The following is a 16,845-nucleotide window of genomic DNA, read 5'->3' as shown; positions in this document are numbered from 1 at the left end:
CGTCAGGTGGCCGCCCTTCCGCGTCTCGCCGTCAGGTGCTGGTCCGGGTCAGCGGTTCCCGTCGCCCGGGCCGCCGTTGCCGTTGCCGTTTCCGCCGTTGGTGTCGCCGCCGGTCGTGTTGGCGCCGCCGGTGATCAGGTCCGGCGGGATGGAGATGCCGGGGAAGGGGTCGGTGCCGCCGTCCCCCGTGGTGCCCTGGATGAACCCGGTGTCGCCGCCGTTGCCGCCGTCGGACTGGCCCGGCTTGTTGTCGCCGCGGCCCCGGTCGCGGTCGCGCTCCCGGTCCTGGGGCGGCTGGGGCTTCTGCGGCTCGGGGATGTGGACGCGGGGGAAGTTCGGCGCCGGCTTGCCCTTCAGAGCGCCCGTGACGGCGTCCTTCCAGATCGGTCCGGGCACCTGGCCGCCGAAGACCAGCGGGTGGTAGCGGCCGCCGATGGTGATCTTCACCATCTCCACCTGCTGGGTGGCGCTGCCCACCCAGACGGCGCCGGACAGGTTCGGGGTGTAGCCGACGAACCAGGCGTTCTTGCGGCCGTCGGTCGTGCCGGTCTTGCCCGCGCTGTCACGGGACTGGAGTCCGGCCGCCTGGCCGGTACCGGAGTCGATCACACCGCGCAGCAGGGTGTTGATCGTGTCGGCGGTCTGCTGGCTCATGGCCTGGGAGCACTTGGTCTGCGGCACCTTGAGGCTGCTGCCGTCCGCCGTCTTGATCGACTCGATGGCGGTGGGGGTGCAGAACCTGCCCCGGTTGGCGAAGGCGGCGTAGGCGTTCGCCATGTTCAGCGGGGACACGCCCTGCGAGCCGAGGGTGAGCGCGGAGGGGCTCTCGGGCAGCTTCTTGTCGTTGCCCATGACCACCCCGAGCTTGTCGGTGATCTCCACGACGGGGCACATGCCGATCTCTTCGAGCATCTGCACGAAGTACGTGTTGACCGACTTGGCCATCGCCTCGTTGAGCGCGTACGGGCCGACCTCGGACTCGTTCTCGTTCTCGGCGGTGTCCCCGCCCACGTTGACCCAGGGCTTGCCGCTGCAGGTCTGCACCCGCTGCGGGTACGGCATCTGGTACGGGGACGAGTAGACCTGCGTCGGCGGCTTGCCCTGCTCCAGGGCGGCGGCGGCCAGGAGGGGCTTGAAGGTGGAGCCCGTCGGGAAGCCGAAGTTCGAGCCGCCCATGCTCTTGTTGACCGAGTAGTTGATCTGGGTCTCGTTCTTGCCGAAGCCGTACGGCTTGGACTGGCCCATGGCGAGGATCTTGCCGGTGCCGGGCTCGACCATGGTGATCGCGGCGGCGACCTTGTCGCTCTGGTAGACGTGTTCCTTCAGGGACTCCTGCGCCGACTTCTGGGCCTGCGGGTCCAGGGTGGTGCGGATGGTGAGGCCGCCGCGGTTCCAGATCTTCGCGCGATCCTCCCGGGTCTTGCCGAAGACCGGCTCGGAGAGGAAGACCTCGCGGACGTAGTCGCAGAAGAAGCCGGCGCCGTCGCGGGCCGTGATGCAGCCGTTCTTGGGCCGGGTGATCTTCAGCTTGATCGGCTTGGCCTTGGCCTCGTCGGCCTCGGCCTGGCTGATGTCGCCGACGGCCACCATGCGCTGCAGGACGACGTTGCGGCGCTGGGTGGCCTCCTCGATGTCGTTGACCGGGTCGTAGCGGCTCGGCGACTGCACGAGGCCGGCGATCATGGCGGCCTCGCCGAGGGTGAGGTCCTTGGCGCTCTTGGAGAAGTACCGCTGGGACGCCGACTCGACGCCGTACGCCTGCTGGCCGAAGAAGGTGATGTTGAGGTAGTTCTCCAGGATCTTCTTCTTGCCGAGTTCCTTCTCGACCTGGATCGCGTACTTCAGCTCCTGGATCTTGCGGCCCAGGGTCTGCTGGGTGGCCTGCCGGAACTTCTCGCGGTCGTCCCCGGCCTCCTCCACGAAGACGTTCTTCACGTACTGCTGGGTCAGCGTGGAGGCGCCCTGGGAGACGCCGCCGGACTGGGCGTTCCGGTTCAGGGCGCGCAGGACGCCCTTGACGTCGACCGCGCCGTGCTCGTAGAAGCGCGCGTCCTCCACCGCGATGATCGCCTTCTGGAGGTACGGGGAGACGTCCTCCAGCGGCACCACCGTGCGGTCCCGGGAGTAGACGGTCGCGATGGTCCCGCCCTTGGCGTCCAGGATCGTGGTGCGCTGGCTGAGCGGCGGGCGCTTCAGGTCGGCGGGGATCTCGTCGAACCCCTCCACTGAGCCCTTGGCCGCCAGCCCCAGCGCGCCTGCCGCCGGCATGGCGATACCGGCGAGGACGACTCCGGAGAGCACGCTGACACCGATGAACTTGGCGGCCTGCTCGGTCCGGGTCAGACCGCCGCCGGGGCGCTTCTTTGGCATGGGGGAAAGCCTACGTTCTCATTCGCCGGACACGTGTATATGCCTTGGCCTAAGCTGGCCATCACAACCACAGCACCCGTTGCTGTGGTTGCGGTAGTCACAGCAGTCACAACTGTGTTGCAACGCCCGGCCCCTTCCTCCGGCGCCGCCGTCGCCTTCCCCCGCGACACGCGCCGGCCGCCTCCGTACGTGGTGTGCACCACCCTCCGGTACTACGCCCGGACCCGCCCCCGAGGTTCCCGTGCCGCGGCGCAAGCTGTCCGATTTCATCGCGTGTGGAGGGGTGTGCCCAGTGTGGCTGAAGTGAATTGCCCCGTTTCGCGCAAGACATCTTGTATGTCTATCGGTCACTCCCCTGGGTGATCTGCCGCGTACGCATAGTCCGTTCGGGCCATTCAAGATTGGGCCCGAAGGAGGTGTTGCGGTGTCCCGGCCTTCCGTAACGTCCTCAACTGGCAGCGGTGAATATGCCGCTGCCGCCGTGGGGGAGCCTCGATTGGGAGAGGACGGCGCCGGCATGGGCTGGGTAGCTGACTGGAGTGCGCAGGCGGCCTGCCGCACTACCGATCCGGATGAACTGTTCGTACAAGGAGCAGCGCAGAACAGGGCCAAGGCGGTGTGCACCGGGTGTCCGGTGCGCACGGAGTGCCTGGCCGACGCGCTGGACAACCGCGTCGAGTTCGGCGTGTGGGGCGGGATGACGGAACGCGAACGGCGCGCACTGCTGCGCCGTCGGCCGACCGTCACCTCGTGGCGCAGGCTCCTGGAGACCGCACGTACCGAGTACGAGCGGAGCGCGGGCGTCCTGCCCGTCGCACTCAACGACGACGAGACCTACGAGACGTACGCGGCGGTCGGCTGACCGCCCTCCGCGTCCCCGCCGAACCGGCCCCTCAGCCGGTGGCCAGGCGGTCGCCGACGGCCCGCAGCCCCGCGAGGTCGTGGACGTCCCCCGGCAGTGCGGACACCTCCGCCACCGCCACGTCGGGGTGGAGGGAGAGAAAGTGGTCGCGCGTTCGCTGCTCACGCGCGATGACCTGCATCCGCTCCGCGTGGAGGCGCAGGAGCCCCGCCGTCAACGCGGCCACGGCGGGCGGCACTTCAGCTGCCGGCGCCGGTACCGCCGAGGACGCGGAAGCGTCCGGCGCGGCCTCGTCGCCCTGCGGCTCGGGCAACGCGCCCGTACGGTCCGCGCCGCCGGTGTGCGTCTCCTCGGCGGGCGCGGCCTCGGCGGGCGCGTCCTTGGCGGATGCCGTACGCGTGACCTCGGCAGGTGCCGCCTCCGTACGCGGGTCCTCGGTGGATGCGGCCGGGGTGCGGGTGTCCTCGACGGATGCCGCCCCCGTACGGGCGTCCCCAGAGGATGCCGTTCCGGTACGTGCGTCCTCAGCGGATGCCGCCCCGGTGCCTGTGGACGCGGCGCGGGCGGAGCCGCCGGGGGCGGAGGCGCCCTGGGCGGAACCGGACCCCGCGGAGGCAGGCCGCGCGGGTCCCGGGTGAGGGTGCGGCGAGGCCGCCGACCCGGTGCCGTCGAGCGGCGAGGAAGCCGACGCGGGACGAGCGGGCGTCGAGGCCGCCGACTCGGGGTGTGCGGAAGCCGAGGCCGCCGACTCGGGGTGAGCGGCTGCCGAGGCCGCCGACTCCGGATGGGCGGAAGCCGCGGGTGCTGGTGAACCGGGCGCCGGGGCGTCGGGGGAGACGGCGTCCGGGCGGCCCCCACGAGTCTGCCCGCCCGCCCGATCCACCATGCCGGCTCCGTCAAGATTTTCCGCGGCGGCGAGGGACTGCTCGGCGGACAGCCAGGCGGCGCCGCTGCCGTGCACGCGGTTGAGGACCAGCCCCGCCAGGGGCATCCTCTCCGCGGCCAGCCGCTCCACGAAGTACGCGGCCTCCCGCAGCGCGTCCTGCTCGGGGGCGGCCACCACGAGGAACGCCGTCCCGGGCGCCTGCAGCAGCCGGTAGGTGGCGTCCGCGCGGGTACGGAAGCCGCCGAACATGGTGTCCATCGCGGACACGAAGGTCTGCACGTCCCGCAGGAACTGACCGCCCAGCAGCTTCCCCAGCGTCCCCGTCATCATCGACATGCCGACGTTCAGGAACTTCATGCCCGCACGGCCGCCCACCTTCGCCGGCGCCATCAGCACCTTGATGAGCCGGCCGTCCAGGAACGACCCCAGCCGCTTCGGGGCGTCGAGGAAGTCCAGGGCCGAGCGGGACGGCGGCGTGTCGACGATGATCAGGTCCCAGGCGTCCCCGGCCCGCAGCTGTCCCAGCTTCTCCATCGCCATGTACTCCTGCGTGCCCGCGAAACCGGCCGACAGGGACTGGTAGAAGGGGTTCGCCAGAATGGCGCGGGCCCGCTCGGGGTCCGCGTGCGCCTCGACGATCTCGTCGAAGGTCCGCTTCATGTCCAGCATCATGGCGTGCAGCTCGCCGCCGCTGCCCGTGTCGACGCCGGGCACCCGGCGCGGGGTGTTGTCCAGCTCGTCGATGCCCATGGACTGGGCCAGCCGCCGCGCCGGGTCGATGGTCAGCACCACCACCCTGCGCCCGCGCTCCGCGGCCCGCACGCCCAGCGCCGCCGCCGTCGTCGTCTTGCCGACGCCGCCCGCGCCGCAGCAGACGACGATGCGCGTCGCCGGGTCGTCCAGCAGCGGATCGACCTCCAGCCGTACGGCCCCGGCGCCCCCGCGGGCAGCCGCACCGGCCTGGGCCGGGCCCTCCGGTCCCGGGACGCCGGGCTGCCGGCGGCCTGCCGTCCCCGTGCCGCCGGGGGTCCCGTCCACCGCGTCGGCCGTCGTCATGCGCCCACCCCGAGCCTCCGTAGTTCCTTCGCCAGCCGGTACAGCCCCGCCAGGTCGACGCCCCCGCCCAGCAGCGGCAGTTCGTACGCCGGGACGTCCAGCTTCGCGAGGGCCTCCCGCTGCTCCCGCTCCAGCCCGACCCGGTGCGCGTGGTCGGCCGCCTCCTCCAGCAGCGGGCCCACCAGCTCCTCGGGACCGGCCACGCCCGCCGCCGCCAGCGCCTGCGCGATGCCGTCCCGCCGGCCGCCCGCGGCGGCCCGTACCGCGTCCTCGTCCAGCAGCTGCGGGCGGACCATGTTCACGATCACGTTCCCCACCGGAAGGTCCGCGGCCCGCAACTCGGCGATGCCGTCGGCGGTCTCCTGGACCGGCATCTCCTCCAGCAGCGTCACCAGGTGCACCGCCGTCTCCGGCGACTTCAGCACCCGCATCACGGCATGCGCCTGGTGGTGTATGGGGCCCATCTTCGCCAGGCCCGCCACCTCGTCGTTGACGTTCAGGAAGCGGGTGATCCGGCCGGTCGGCGGGGCGTCCATCACCACGTGGTCGTAGACGAAGCCGCTGCCGTCCTTCTCCTTGCGGCGCACCGCCTCGCACACCTTGCCGGTCAGCAGGACGTCCCGCACGCCGGGGGCGATCGTCGTCGCGAAGTCGATCGCGCCGAGCTTCTTCAGCGCCCGGCCCGCGGCGCCCAGCTTGTAGAACATCTGGAGGTAGTCGAGGAGTGCCCGCTCCGCGTCGACGGCGAGGGCGTACACCTCCCCGCCGCCCGGTGCGACGGCGATCTTGCGCTCCTCGTAGGGGAGCGCCTCCGTCTCGAAGAGCTGTGCGATGCCCTGTCTGCCTTCGACCTCCACGAGGAGGGTTCGCCTGCCCTCCGCCGCGAGGGCGAGCGCGAGGGCGGCGGCGACCGTCGTCTTACCGGTACCGCCCTTGCCGCTGACGACCTGGAGCCTGCTCACACCAGCGAGCGTAACCAGTCGCCGCGTCACGCACGCAGGAGGCCGCCCTTGGGCGGGCCCGCGGAGCGGATACAGTCGGCCCCATGACCAAGTGGGAATACGCGACCGTGCCCCTTCTCGTGCACGCGACCAAGCAGATCCTGGACACCTGGGGCGAGGACGGCTGGGAGCTCGTCCAGGTCGTCCCCGGCCCGAACAACCCCGAGCAGCTCGTGGCGTACCTCAAGCGGGAGAAGCAGTGACCGGGCGCGTCGAGGCCGCCCTCGCGGAGCGCGGGCTGACGCTGCCGCAGGTCGTCCCGCCGCTCGCCGCGTACCAGCCGGCCGTGCGGTCCGGCGCGTACGTGTACACCGCGGGCCAGCTGCCCATGGTGGACGGGAAGCTTCCGGTCACCGGCAAGGTCGGCGCCGAGGTCACCGCCGAGGAGGCGAAGGACCTCGCGCGCATCTGCGCGCTGAACGCGCTGGCCGCGGTGAAGTCGGTCGCGGGCGACCTGGACCGCATCGCGCGCGTGGTGAAGGTGGTCGGCTTCGTCGCGTCGGCCGCGGACTTCACCGGGCAGCCCGGCGTGCTGAACGGCGCGAGCGAGCTGCTGGGCGAGATCCTCGGCGACCGGGGCGTGCACGCCCGCAGCGCCGTGGGCGTGGCCGTACTGCCGCTGGACGCGCCGGTCGAGGTGGAGCTCCAGGTGGAGCTGCTGCCGGACGAGGACTGACGGGCAGGCAGCCGGCGCCGTCGGCGAGCCCTGCGGGGTTCCCGAGCAGCAGGGCCACCGGCGAGAACCGGCCGGCGCACCCTCCGGCAGGACGCGCCGCCGACTCGGTCCGCGACCGGGTCTGCGGCCGGGTCTGCGGGCCTCGGCGGGCCCGGTCGGCCGCCAGGTGCGCCGGGCCTCGGCGGGCCGGGTCGGTCGGCTGAGTGCGCGCGCTGGGCCTCGGCGGGTTGCGGGCGGCGCACGCCCCCACCGATGGCAACCGGCGGGCAGTTCCGGTCGGCGGGCCCCGCGGCGGGAAGCCCGCCGGTCGCCTCCCCTGCTGTTCCGTTCCGCCTCGTCGGGCCCTCGCGGGCGCGGCGGGGCGGTTCTCTGTACGGGCCACTCTTTCCCGCGCCGGTTGATCCGCATAGGCTCCGGCCATGCCTCACGGTCAGCCCAATGGTCAGTGGTACCCGCCGGAATGGCCCGGCCTCATCCGCGCCCTCGCGGCCGGCGAGCTGACGCCGGCGGCGCCCCGGCGGGCCGCCACCGTCATGCTGCTGCGGGACGGCGCGGCCGGTTTCGGGCCCGAGGTGCACATGCTGCGCCGCCGTACGTCCATGGCGTTCGCGGGGGCGCCTACGCCTACCCGGGCGGCGGGGTCGACCCGCGGGACGAGCAGCCGGTCCGGTGGGCCGGCCCGGCGCCCGCGGAGTGGGCGGCCCGCCTCGGGGTGGCGGAGCCCGCAGAGGCGCAGGCGATCGTGTGCGCCGCGGTCCGCGAGACGTACGAGGAGGCCGGAGTCCTGCTGGCCGGACCGGACCCGCGGACGGTCGTCGCGGACACGACGGGCGACGACTGGGAGGCCGACCGGGCCGCCCTCGTGGCCAGGGAGCTGCCCTTCGCGGAGTTCCTCGACCGGCGCGCCCTCGTCCTGCGGTCCGACCTGCTGGGGGCGTGGGCCCGGTGGATCACCCCCGAGTTCGAGCCGCGCCGCTACGACACCTGGTTCTTCGTGGCGGCCCTGCCGAGCGGCCAGCGCACCCGCAACGCCTCCTCCGAGGCCGACCGGACGGTGTGGATCCGCCCGGAGGACGCGGCGGCCGGCTACGACAAGGGCGAGCTGCTGATGATGCCGCCGACCATCGCCACGCTCCGCACCCTCGCCGCGTACGACTCCCCGGCCGCGGCGCTCGCCGGGGCGCGCGGCCGCGACCTGGCGCCGGTGCTGGCGCAGGCCCGGCTGGAGGGGGAACAGGTGGTGCTGAGCTGGCCGGGGCATGATGAGTTTACGAAGCACGTGCCCAGTGGCGTACGCCCCGACGCGGCCGGAGGTGGTGACATATGACCGACGCCGCCGCCCTCCCGGGGCAGCCGCGCGGTGCCGTGGTGTCCGGGCCCGCCACCGAACGGGCCGTGAACGTCCTGGCGCCCAACCCCTCCGCCATGACCCTGGACGGCACCAACACCTGGATCCTCTCCGAGCCCGACTCGGAGCTCGCCGTCGTCGTCGACCCGGGCCCCCTGGACGAGGGCCACCTGCGCCACGTACGGGACACCGCGGAGCGCCTCGGCAAGCGGGTCGCCCTGACGCTGCTCACCCACGGCCACCCGGACCACGCCGAAGGCGCGGGCCTCTTCGCGGAGCTGACCGGGACGCGCGTGCGCGCGCTCGACCCGGCGCTGCGCCTCGGGGACGAGGGCCTGTCGGCGGGGCAGACCGTGGCCGTCGGCGGGCTGGAGCTGCGCGTCGTCCCGACGCCCGGGCACACCCACGACTCGCTGAGCTTCCACCTGCCGGCGGACCGGGCGGTGCTCACCGGCGACACGGTCCTGGGACGCGGGACGACGGTGGTGGCCCATCCGGACGGGCGGCTCGGCGACTACCTGGACTCCCTCCGCCGACTGCGCTCCCTGGCCGTCGACGACGGGGTGCGCACGGTGCTGCCGGGGCACGGGCCGGTCCTAGACGACGCGCAGGGCGCCGTCGAGTACTACCTCGCCCACCGGGCTCACCGGCTGGCCCAGGTCGAGACGGCCGTGGAGGACGGCTTCACGACCCCGGAGGAGGTCGTGGCCCGGGTGTACGCCGACGTGGACCGGTCGCTGTGGCCGGCGGCCGAGCTGTCGGTGCGGGCGCAACTGGAGTACCTCGCGGACCACGGCCTGATCTGACCCGCCGGCCTGGCGGCGGGAGGCGCGGATCCGGAAGCGGGAACGCGGCCTTACCTGCACGGAATCGGCATGTCCCCGGCGACACAGGATGCTTTACGCTCCCTTTACCAGCGTTGTCGCTCGAATGGGGGGTCCCTGTGTTCGTCCTGGGCATTCTGCTGCTCATCGCCGCAGTGGTGTTGTACGTGGTGTCCCGGTCCACCGACCGGTCCGGGTTCCGGCTCGGCGCCGTCGGCGCGCTGCTCGCGGGGATCCTCGCCGGCCTGCTGAGCTGCCTGCACGTCGTCAGTGCGTACGAGGTCGGAGTGCCGGTGACCTTCGGCAAGGTCGGCTCGCCGATGAGGCCCGGTATGAACGTCATCTCGCCGTTCACGGACGTCACCAGCTTCTCGACGCGCCCCGTCGACCTGAACCTCTCCGACAAGGACGTGGTCGAGGTCCGCTCCGCGCAGGGCGGTGTGATGTACGCCGAGGTGACCGTGAAGTGGGCGGTCGCACCGGCGAAGGCCGTCGAGCTGTACCGGCTCGCCGGCAACGAGGCGGCCATCCAGCAGCGGCTGGTGTACCCGGACAGCCGGGAGATCGTCCGCAACGTCTTCGCCCGCTACACCAGCGAGGAGGGCTACACGTCCGCCCGCGAGAAGATCAACGCCGAGATCGGCAAGCTGGTCAAGGAGCGGCTGGCCCCGCGCGGCATCGACGTCACGACGGTGAACCTGCGGAACGTACGGCCGTCGGAGAAGCTCCAGGAGCAGATCGACGGCAAGATCCAGCAGGAGCAGGCCACCGAGCGGGCCGAGGAGGCCGCCCGCACGGCCACGGCGGAGGCGGAGCGCCGCCGTATCGAGGCCGAGGGCATCGCGAAGGCCAACAAGATCCTCAACGAGTCGCTGACGGACAAGGTCCTGTTCAACCAGTGCATCGAGGCGTACAAGGAGGCCGCGGCGAGCAACCCGGTGTACGCGGTGCCGTGCGGCGACGGCGGGGGCACCCCGGTGATCGTGGACGGCAAGAAGGAGTGACCTCCGGGCCTGCCGGCCCGCCGACCGCCGCTACGCGCGCGTAGGGCTTCCCGGCGCGCCTGCCGCCGCTACGCGCGCGTAGGAGGCGTCGGTGCAGGAAGAGGGCCGCCCCGCACACCCACCGGACGACGGTGTCGATCCGGTCGGCGGCGGGGCGGCCCTCTGACGTGTGCAGGGCGCCGGCGGGCGTACGGCGCCGGTGCGGCGCGGTCAGCGGGAGCGCTTGGCGAGGCGCTCGACGTCCAGCAGGATCACGGCGCGCGCCTCCAGGCGCAGCCAGCCGCGGCCCGCGAAGTCGGCCAGCGCCTTGTTGACGGTCTCGCGGGAGGCGCCGACGAGCTGGGCCAGCTCCTCCTGGGTCAGGTCGTGCACCACGTGGATGCCTTCCTCCGACTGCACGCCGAAGCGGCGCGACAGGTCGAGGAGGGCGCGCGCCACCCGGCCGGGGACGTCGGAGAAGACCAGGTCGGACATCTGGTCGTTGGTCTTGCGGAGGCGGCGCGCGACGGCGCGCAGCAGGGCGGCCGCGACCTCGGGGCGGGCGTTCAGCCAGGGCTGGAGGTCGCCGTGGCCGAGCCCGAGCAGCTTGACCTCAGTCAGCGCGGTGGCCGTGGCGGTGCGGGGGCCCGGGTCGAACAGGGACAGTTCGCCGATGAGCTCACCGGGGCCGAGGACGGCCAGCATGTTCTCGCGGCCGTCGGGGGAGGTGCGGTGGAGCTTGACCTTGCCCTCCATGACCACGTAGAGGCGGTCACCCGGGTCGCCTTCGTGGAAGAGCGAGCCGCCGCGGGCGAGGGTCACCTCACTCATCGAGGCGCGGAGCTCCGCGGCCTGCTCGTCATCGAGCGCCGCGAAGAGCGGGGCGCGCCGCAGAACGTCGTCCACGAGTTCTCTCCTATGTCGACCTGCTCAGGGACGTTGGTCCCCATGATGCCGGACGCCGCGGCCCTCGTCCGGGGGGCGCTGCGCGCGGCGGTGGTGTGCGACCCGGCGTCCGCAGGGTAATCATCGTGCGATCAATCACAACAAGTTTGACGCACCGGTACGCGTGTCCGTACAGCAGGGGCCCGATTGGGTCCTCATCGCCCGTGCCCAGGGCGGATCCCGGCGGGGGCGCTTAGGCTGGCCGGGTGTCCAAGTCGCCGGTGAGAGCGCAGGCCGAGGGGGCCGGAAGAGTGTCCGGGGAACAGAATTCCGCCGTGGGCGAACATATGTCGCCCGCGGCCGCGAAGGATGCCGGAAATCCGGCAAATGGGGCGAAACGGTCAGCTGGGGCGGAAGGTCGAGGGAAGCGCGGAACCGGCCGAGGATCCGGCAAGCCCACCAAGCCCCCGACCGACGCGACGAAGACCGCCGGCACCGCCAAGCCGGCCAAGACCGCCGGCACCGCCAGGGCCGCCAAGACCGCCGGCACCGCCAAGGCCGCCAAGAGCGCCGGCACCGCCAAGCCTCAGGCCGGCGCGAACGAGACGGCCCGCACCGCCAAGCAGGCCGCCAAGCCGCCGACCCGTACCGCCAAGCAGGCCGGCGAGCCGGGGAAGCCGGCCAAGGCGGAGTCGCGGTTGGCCATGGTGCGGCGGGCGCGGCGCATCAACCGGGAACTCGCCGAGGTCTACCCGTACGCCCACCCCGAGCTCGACTTCCGCAACCCCTTCGAACTGCTCGTGGCCACCGTCCTCTCGGCCCAGACCACCGACCTGCGCGTCAACCAGACCACGCCCGGGCTCTTCGCGAAGTACCCGACGCCGGAGGACATGGCGGCCGCGGTGCCGGAGGAGTTGGAGGAGATCATCCGGCCGACCGGGTTCTTCCGTGCCAAGGCGAGGTCGCTGATCGGGCTCTCCACGGCCCTGCGTGACCGCTTCGACGGCGAGGTGCCGGGGCGACTGGAGGACCTCGTCACCCTCCCCGGCGTCGGCCGCAAGACGGCGAACGTCGTCCTCGGCAACGCGTTCGGTGTCCCCGGCATCACCGTGGACACCCACTTCGGGCGGCTGGTCCGGCGCTGGAAGTGGACCGAGCAGGAGGATCCGGAGAAGGTCGAGGAGGAGATCTGCGCCCTCTTCCCCGCGTCCGACTGGACGATGCTGTCCCACCGCGTGATCTTCCACGGCCGCCGCATCTGCCACTCCCGCAAGCCCGCCTGCGGCGCCTGCCCGATCGCCCACCTCTGCCCCGCGTACGGGGAGGGCGAGACGGATCCGGAGAAGGCGAAGAAGCTGCTGAAGTACGAGATGGGCGGATATCCGGGCCAGCGCCTCGCCCCGCCCCCGGACTTCCCCGGTCGGCCCGCGGCGCCCCTCGGCGCCGGCCAGGGGGTCGCGGTCGGAGCGGACGACGTGCAGGACAGCGGCCTCGGTGCCTGACCGGCCCGGCCCGACCTGGGGCGGCACCGGGCGCAGGACCGGGCGTCAGGGACCAGAACGCCGGGGCGCACGTCGGAACGAACCTGTGGCCGTCACACGTTGTGAGATGCGGGGGTGCCTATGACGCGAGCGAGAGAAGACAGCCACGGTGCCGCCGGCGCCGGTCGCGGCCCGGAGGGCCGCTCCGGCCGTGAGGCCCGACCGAGGGCGGCGGGCGAGCCCGTACGGGCGGCGGGGCCGCCGCGGACACGGCGGGGGACCCGCGCAGGATCCGCGCCGTGCCCGGCACGCCCAGGCCGCGGGCGTCGACCCGGGCGCCGCGAGCGCGCATGGTCGCGGGGCCGCCCGGGGCGGCGAGCCCGGGCCCGTCGCGGTGCGGCGGCACGAGGCGGTGCCGGAGCGGACGGCCGCGGTGCCGGTGGACGTCACTGCCGACGGCCTGCCCGACTGGCTGGAGCCGGTCGCCAGCTCGGCGCGCACCATCGCTCCCGAGCAGCTCAGCCGGTACCTGCCGCCCGCGTCCGGAGGGCGGCAGGCGGCCGTCCTGGTGCTGTTCGGTGAGGGGGCGCGCGGTCCGGAGCTGCTGCTGATGGAGCGGGCCGGCACCCTCCGCTCGCACGCCGGCCAGCCCTCCTTCCCCGGCGGTGCGCTCGACCCCGAGGACGGCGACCCGGCGACCCTGGGGCCGCTGCGGGCGGCACTGCGGGAGGCCGAGGAGGAGACCGGCCTCGACCCCGGCGGGGTCCAGGTCTTCGGTGTGCTGCCGCGCCTCTACATCCCGGTGAGCGGTTTCGTCGTGACGCCCGTACTGGGATGGTGGCGGACACCCAGCCCTGTGGGCGCCGTCGATCCGGGCGAGACCGCGCGGGTGTTCACCGTACCCGTGGCGGATCTCACGGCTCCGGCCAACCGCGCCACCGTGGTCCACCCCAGCGGCTACCAGGGGCCCGCGTTCCTCGTGGAGTCGGCCCTCGTCTGGGGGTTCACGGCCGGGGTGATCGACCGGATCCTGCACTTCGCGGGGTGGGAGCAGCCGTGGGACCGGAAGAAGCAGGTCCCACTCGACGCGCGTGCATGACAGGGTGGCATGACAGGTGACGGCCGCACCCCGCGGCCGTACGGGTACGGGGTGACCGGCCCCAGGGCGGCCGGCGACGATCTGTGAGGCTAATGACGGTGAACGTGCTGGACATCCTGCTGCTGGTCGCCGCCGTGTGGTTCGCGATCGTCGGATACCGCCAGGGGTTCGTGGTGGGCATCCTGTCGGTGATCGGCTTCCTCGGCGGCGGCCTCGTGGCCGTCTACCTGCTGCCGCTGGCCTGGGGCCCCCTTACGGGCGACGCGGAGGTGTCGACGACCGCCGCGATCATCGCCGTCGCGATCGTGCTGATCGCCGCGTCCGTCGGGCAGACCCTCACCACGCACCTGGGCAACAAGCTGCGCGGCCACATCACCTGGTCGCCCGCCCGCGCCCTGGACGCCACCGGAGGCGCTCTCGTCAACGTGCTGGCGATGCTCCTGGTGGCCTGGCTGATCGGTTCGGCCCTGGCCGGGACGTCCGTGCCGACGCTCGGCAGGGAGGTCCGCAGCTCCAAGGTGCTGCTGGGGGTGGAGCAGGTGATGCCCGCCCAGGCGTCCACGCTCTTCACGGACTTCACCACGGTGCTGGCCCAGAACGGCTTCCCGCAGGTGTTCAGCCCGTTCGCCAACGAGCCGATCGCCGAAGTGCAGCCGCCCGACCCGGCGCTCGTCGACAGCCCCGTCGCGGCACGCGCCCAGCGGTCCATCGTGAAGGTCGTCGGCACGGCGCGCAGTTGCGGCAAGGTCCTGGAGGGCACGGGCTTCGTGTTCGGGGAGCGCCGGGTCATGACGAACGCCCACGTGGTGGGCGGCGTCGACGAGCCGACCGTCCAGATAGGCGGCGAGGGGCGGCTGTACGACGCGACGGTGGTCCTCTACGACTGGCAGCGCGACATCGCCGTACTGGACGTGCCGGACCTCAAGGCGCCGGTAATGGAGTTCACCGAGGGCGACGCGCGCAGCGGTGACGGGGCGATCGTCGCGGGCTTCCCGGAGAACGGCTCGTACGACGTGCGGTCGGCCCGCGTCCGGGGCCGGATCAACGCCGACGGCCCGGACATCTACCACCGCGGCGAGGTCCGGCGGGACGTCTACTCGCTGTACACGACGGTCCGGCAGGGGAACTCCGGAGGGCCGCTGCTGACCGAGGACGGCAAGGTGTCCGGCGTCATCTTCGCCCGGTCCCTGGACGACCCGAACACGGGCTACGCCCTGACCGTCGACGAGATCCGTGAGGACATCGCGCTGGGCCTGAGCGCCGGTCAGCAGGTCGACAGCCAGGGCTGCGCCCTCTGACGCCGCATGTCCGGCGCGGCGGCGGCACGTGCACGTCCCGCCGCCGCGCCGGACCGGGGCAGCCCGCGCCGGCGGGTCCGGTCAGCCGCGTGGATGGTGCCGCAGCCGCGCGGAGACCCAACGGGCCCGGCGGCGCAGGAAGTGCGGGATCCCGAGGCGGCCGTCCGACACGGCCTCCCGCGGCCCGCTCCTCTCGGGAGTCGGCGCGGCGGAAGCCGAGCGGCGGTTGTGTGCGGCGTCAACTTGGTCGTGCGTCCAGCCCATACCCCGACGTGTGCCCGTGGCCCAAGGTCGGTAACCGCCTGAGGGACAGCCAATCGGCCTATGCGGGCGGCATTTGGCTGTTCGTAGGACAACCGTTCCTGCGGCTTCATGTGGCTTCCGCCGGGGCCCGGACGGGAGGCGGTGCGGTGGCGCTCAGCGGTCGGGCTCGGGGTCCTTGAGCCAGTTGACGAGCTCGGTGGAGAAGGCCAGCGGGTCCTCCTCGTGCGGGAAGTGGCCGAGGCCGTCGAACAGCCGCCAGCGGTAGGGGGCTTCGACGTACTCGCCCGACCCCGCGGCGCTGCGCGTGCGCATCACCGGGTCCTGCGAGCCGTGCAGATGGAGCGTGGGGACGCGCACGGGACGCTTCATGCGCCGGTTGAACTGGTACCCGTCCGGGCGGGCCATGGAGCGCACCATCCAGCGGTACGGCTCGATCGAGCAGTGGGCCGTCGACGGGATCGTCATCGCCCGGCGGTAGACACCGAGGGTCTCGTCGTCCGGTGCCCGCGCCCCGGACCACTCCCGGATGAGCTCGCCGACCAGCGCCGCGTCGTCCGCGACCAGCCGCCGCTCCGGCAGCCACGGGCGCTGGAAGCCCCACACGTGGGACCCGGCGCGGGACTGCGCCACATCCGACAGCATCGCGGAGCGCCAGCGGCGCGGGTGCGGCATCGAGGACACCACCAGGCGGCGCACCAGCTTCGGCCGCATCACCGCCGCCGTCCACGCCAGGTAACCGCCCAGGTCATGGCCCACCAGGGCGGCGTCGGGCTCACCCAGGGACCGTACGACCCCGGTGATGTCGAGCGCCAGGTTCGCGGGGTCGTAGCCGCGCGGGGTGCGGTCGCTGCCGCCCACGCCCCGCAGGTCCATGGCCACGGCCCGGAAGCCGGCGTCGGCCAGCGCGGTGAGCTGGTGCCGCCACGTCCACCAGAACTGCGGGAAGCCGTGCAGCAGCAGGACCAGCGGACCCTCACCCAGCTCCGCGATGTGGAAGCGCGCCCCGTTCGCGGCCACGTCGCGGTGGGCCCAGGGGCCCTCGATCCGTACGGGGTGGCCGGACGGGCCGGGTGGGTTGCCGGTGCTGCTCTCAGGGACGGTCATGCAGACGAGCGTGCCACAGGCTCGGCCTTCTCCAGCGCCGGACGGCTGTCGGGGCGCGGGTGCGGCTTGGCGTTCTGGAGCACCGCGGCGGTCTCCTTGACGGAGGCGGCCGTCCTCTGCGGGCCCTTGCCCTGCTTGGCCTTCTTCATCAGGGCCGCCCCGATCAGCCCGAAGACCACGGCGACGAGGACGTTCACCGCGAAGGACAGCAGGAAGCAGACGGACAGGTGCCAGCCGGTCCACGCCTGGAAGCCGTACGCCAGCGCGAAGCTGAGCATCGGCAGCGAGAAGAGCAGCACCGTGGCGGCGGCCAGCAGCCCGGCGCTGCCCGCGGCGCCGCGCTTGACGTCCTGCCGCAGCTGCGCCTTGGCCAGCGCGATCTCGTCGTGCACCAGCGCGGACATCTCGCTGGTCGCGGACGCGACCAGCTGTCCGAGCGTCGGCTGGCCGCCGTTCAGGTCCGGCGCACCGCTCGTGCCCGGCGCGGCGCCGGTCTCGCGGGTGGCGAACGCGGCGCTGCCGCCCTCGCGGTCTTGTCGGCGGGGTCGCTCATCGTCTAGCTCCTCTCTCCTGGTACGGCCTGTGGGTCGGCCCCTCGGGGCGGGTGCGCGGCGGCTCGCGTACGGCAGCCGCGGTGCGGTCGGGGCCTGCGGCCCACCGCGTGCGGCGTCCTGCGTGCGGTGCCCCGCCTCGGGGTCCGACCTCAGA

Annotated in this window: 15 protein-coding genes and 1 pseudogene; 9 read left to right on the top strand and 7 right to left on the bottom strand. The window is 73.0% G+C overall.

Annotated elements, in window-relative coordinates:
• Positions 1-48 precede the first annotated feature (48 nt).
• Positions 49-2,370 (bottom strand): transglycosylase domain-containing protein, encoded by a 2,322-nt coding sequence (locus L6E17_RS17910; protein ID WP_236241773.1) that lies wholly within the window; start codon positions 2,368-2,370, stop codon positions 49-51.
• A gap of 517 nt (positions 2,371-2,887) precedes the next feature.
• Between L6E17_RS17910 and L6E17_RS17905 the strand changes: the two genes are divergently transcribed.
• The gene (locus L6E17_RS17905) at positions 2,888-3,232 is read left to right on the top strand and encodes a WhiB family transcriptional regulator (RefSeq protein WP_071274097.1); all 345 of its coding nucleotides are present in this window, start codon (positions 2,888-2,890) and stop codon (positions 3,230-3,232) included.
• Positions 3,233-3,263: 31 nt separating this feature from the next.
• Here L6E17_RS17905 and L6E17_RS17900 read toward each other — a convergent pair whose 3' ends face one another.
• Positions 3,264-5,174 carry an ArsA-related P-loop ATPase gene (locus L6E17_RS17900; protein WP_374109079.1) on the bottom strand — a complete coding sequence of 637 codons (1,911 nt, stop codon included), beginning with the start codon at positions 5,172-5,174 and terminating at the stop codon, positions 3,264-3,266.
• Positions 5,171-6,136, bottom strand: a complete 966-nt coding sequence (locus L6E17_RS17895) for an ArsA-related P-loop ATPase (protein ID WP_236241772.1) — start codon at positions 6,134-6,136, stop codon at positions 5,171-5,173. The genes L6E17_RS17900 and L6E17_RS17895 overlap by 4 nt, the downstream gene beginning before the upstream one ends.
• A gap of 83 nt (positions 6,137-6,219) precedes the next feature.
• Here L6E17_RS17895 and L6E17_RS17890 point away from each other — a divergent pair, with 83 nt between their 5' ends.
• From L6E17_RS17890 to L6E17_RS17870, 5 genes and pseudogenes are all read left to right on the top strand, one after another.
• A complete protein-coding gene (locus L6E17_RS17890; RefSeq protein WP_003991873.1) occupies positions 6,220-6,378 on the top strand; it encodes a DUF4177 domain-containing protein in 159 nt (52 codons plus the stop codon).
• Positions 6,375-6,851, top strand: coding sequence for a RidA family protein (locus L6E17_RS17885; protein WP_236241771.1), 477 nt, complete (start codon positions 6,375-6,377; stop codon positions 6,849-6,851). Before L6E17_RS17890 ends, L6E17_RS17885 begins: the two co-directional genes overlap by 4 nt.
• 419 nt (positions 6,852-7,270) lie before the next feature.
• A pseudogene (locus tag L6E17_RS17880) lies at positions 7,271-8,178 on the top strand (NUDIX hydrolase).
• Positions 8,175-9,005 (top strand): MBL fold metallo-hydrolase, encoded by an 831-nt coding sequence (locus L6E17_RS17875; RefSeq protein WP_236241770.1) that lies wholly within the window; start codon positions 8,175-8,177, stop codon positions 9,003-9,005. Before L6E17_RS17880 ends, L6E17_RS17875 begins: the two are co-directional and overlap by 4 nt.
• A 137-nt stretch (positions 9,006-9,142) precedes the next feature.
• Complete coding sequence (locus L6E17_RS17870) at positions 9,143-10,027, top strand: prohibitin family protein (protein WP_236241769.1); 885 nt, start codon at positions 9,143-9,145, stop codon at positions 10,025-10,027.
• A 210-nt stretch (positions 10,028-10,237) separates the two neighbouring features.
• Here L6E17_RS17870 and L6E17_RS17865 read toward each other — a convergent pair whose 3' ends face one another.
• Positions 10,238-10,912, bottom strand: coding sequence for a Crp/Fnr family transcriptional regulator (locus tag L6E17_RS17865; RefSeq protein WP_236241768.1), 675 nt, complete (start codon positions 10,910-10,912; stop codon positions 10,238-10,240).
• Positions 10,913-11,226: 314 nt separating this feature from the next.
• On the opposite strand from L6E17_RS17865, the gene nth reads away from it, so the two are divergent.
• From nth to L6E17_RS17850, 3 genes are all read left to right on the top strand, one after another.
• Positions 11,227-12,393: an endonuclease III gene (gene nth / locus L6E17_RS17860; protein WP_236241767.1), complete on the top strand. Its 1,167-nt coding sequence runs from the start codon at positions 11,227-11,229 to the stop codon at positions 12,391-12,393.
• Between the two features lie 373 nt (positions 12,394-12,766).
• The gene (locus tag L6E17_RS17855; protein WP_374109078.1) at positions 12,767-13,471 is read left to right on the top strand and encodes a CoA pyrophosphatase; all 705 of its coding nucleotides are present in this window, start codon (positions 12,767-12,769) and stop codon (positions 13,469-13,471) included.
• 98 nt (positions 13,472-13,569) lie between these two features.
• A complete protein-coding gene (locus tag L6E17_RS17850) occupies positions 13,570-14,769 on the top strand; it encodes a MarP family serine protease (protein ID WP_236241766.1) in 1,200 nt (399 codons plus the stop codon).
• Positions 14,770-14,850: 81 nt separating this feature from the next.
• Here the strand turns inward: L6E17_RS17850 and L6E17_RS17845 are convergent, their stop codons facing one another.
• The 3 genes from L6E17_RS17845 to L6E17_RS17835 all read right to left on the bottom strand — a co-directional run bounded on the left by L6E17_RS17845 (position 14,851) and on the right by L6E17_RS17835 (position 16,595).
• Positions 14,851-15,033 (bottom strand): hypothetical protein, encoded by a 183-nt coding sequence (locus L6E17_RS17845; RefSeq protein WP_236241765.1) that lies wholly within the window; start codon positions 15,031-15,033, stop codon positions 14,851-14,853.
• A gap of 153 nt (positions 15,034-15,186) precedes the next feature.
• The gene (locus tag L6E17_RS17840; protein ID WP_236241764.1) at positions 15,187-16,137 is read right to left on the bottom strand and encodes an alpha/beta fold hydrolase; all 951 of its coding nucleotides are present in this window, start codon (positions 16,135-16,137) and stop codon (positions 15,187-15,189) included.
• The gene (locus L6E17_RS17835) at positions 16,134-16,595 is read right to left on the bottom strand and encodes a phage holin family protein (protein WP_308315911.1); all 462 of its coding nucleotides are present in this window, start codon (positions 16,593-16,595) and stop codon (positions 16,134-16,136) included. The genes L6E17_RS17840 and L6E17_RS17835 overlap by 4 nt, the downstream gene beginning before the upstream one ends.
• Positions 16,596-16,845 lie beyond the last annotated feature (250 nt).

Origin of the sequence: Streptomyces sp. CC228A, from assembly GCF_021390935.1 — a bacterium.
Classification (GTDB): Bacteria; Actinomycetota; Actinomycetes; order Streptomycetales; family Streptomycetaceae; genus Streptomyces.
Note: the sequence above shows the minus strand (reverse complement) of the source record. Positions and strands in the feature narration are given on the sequence as shown.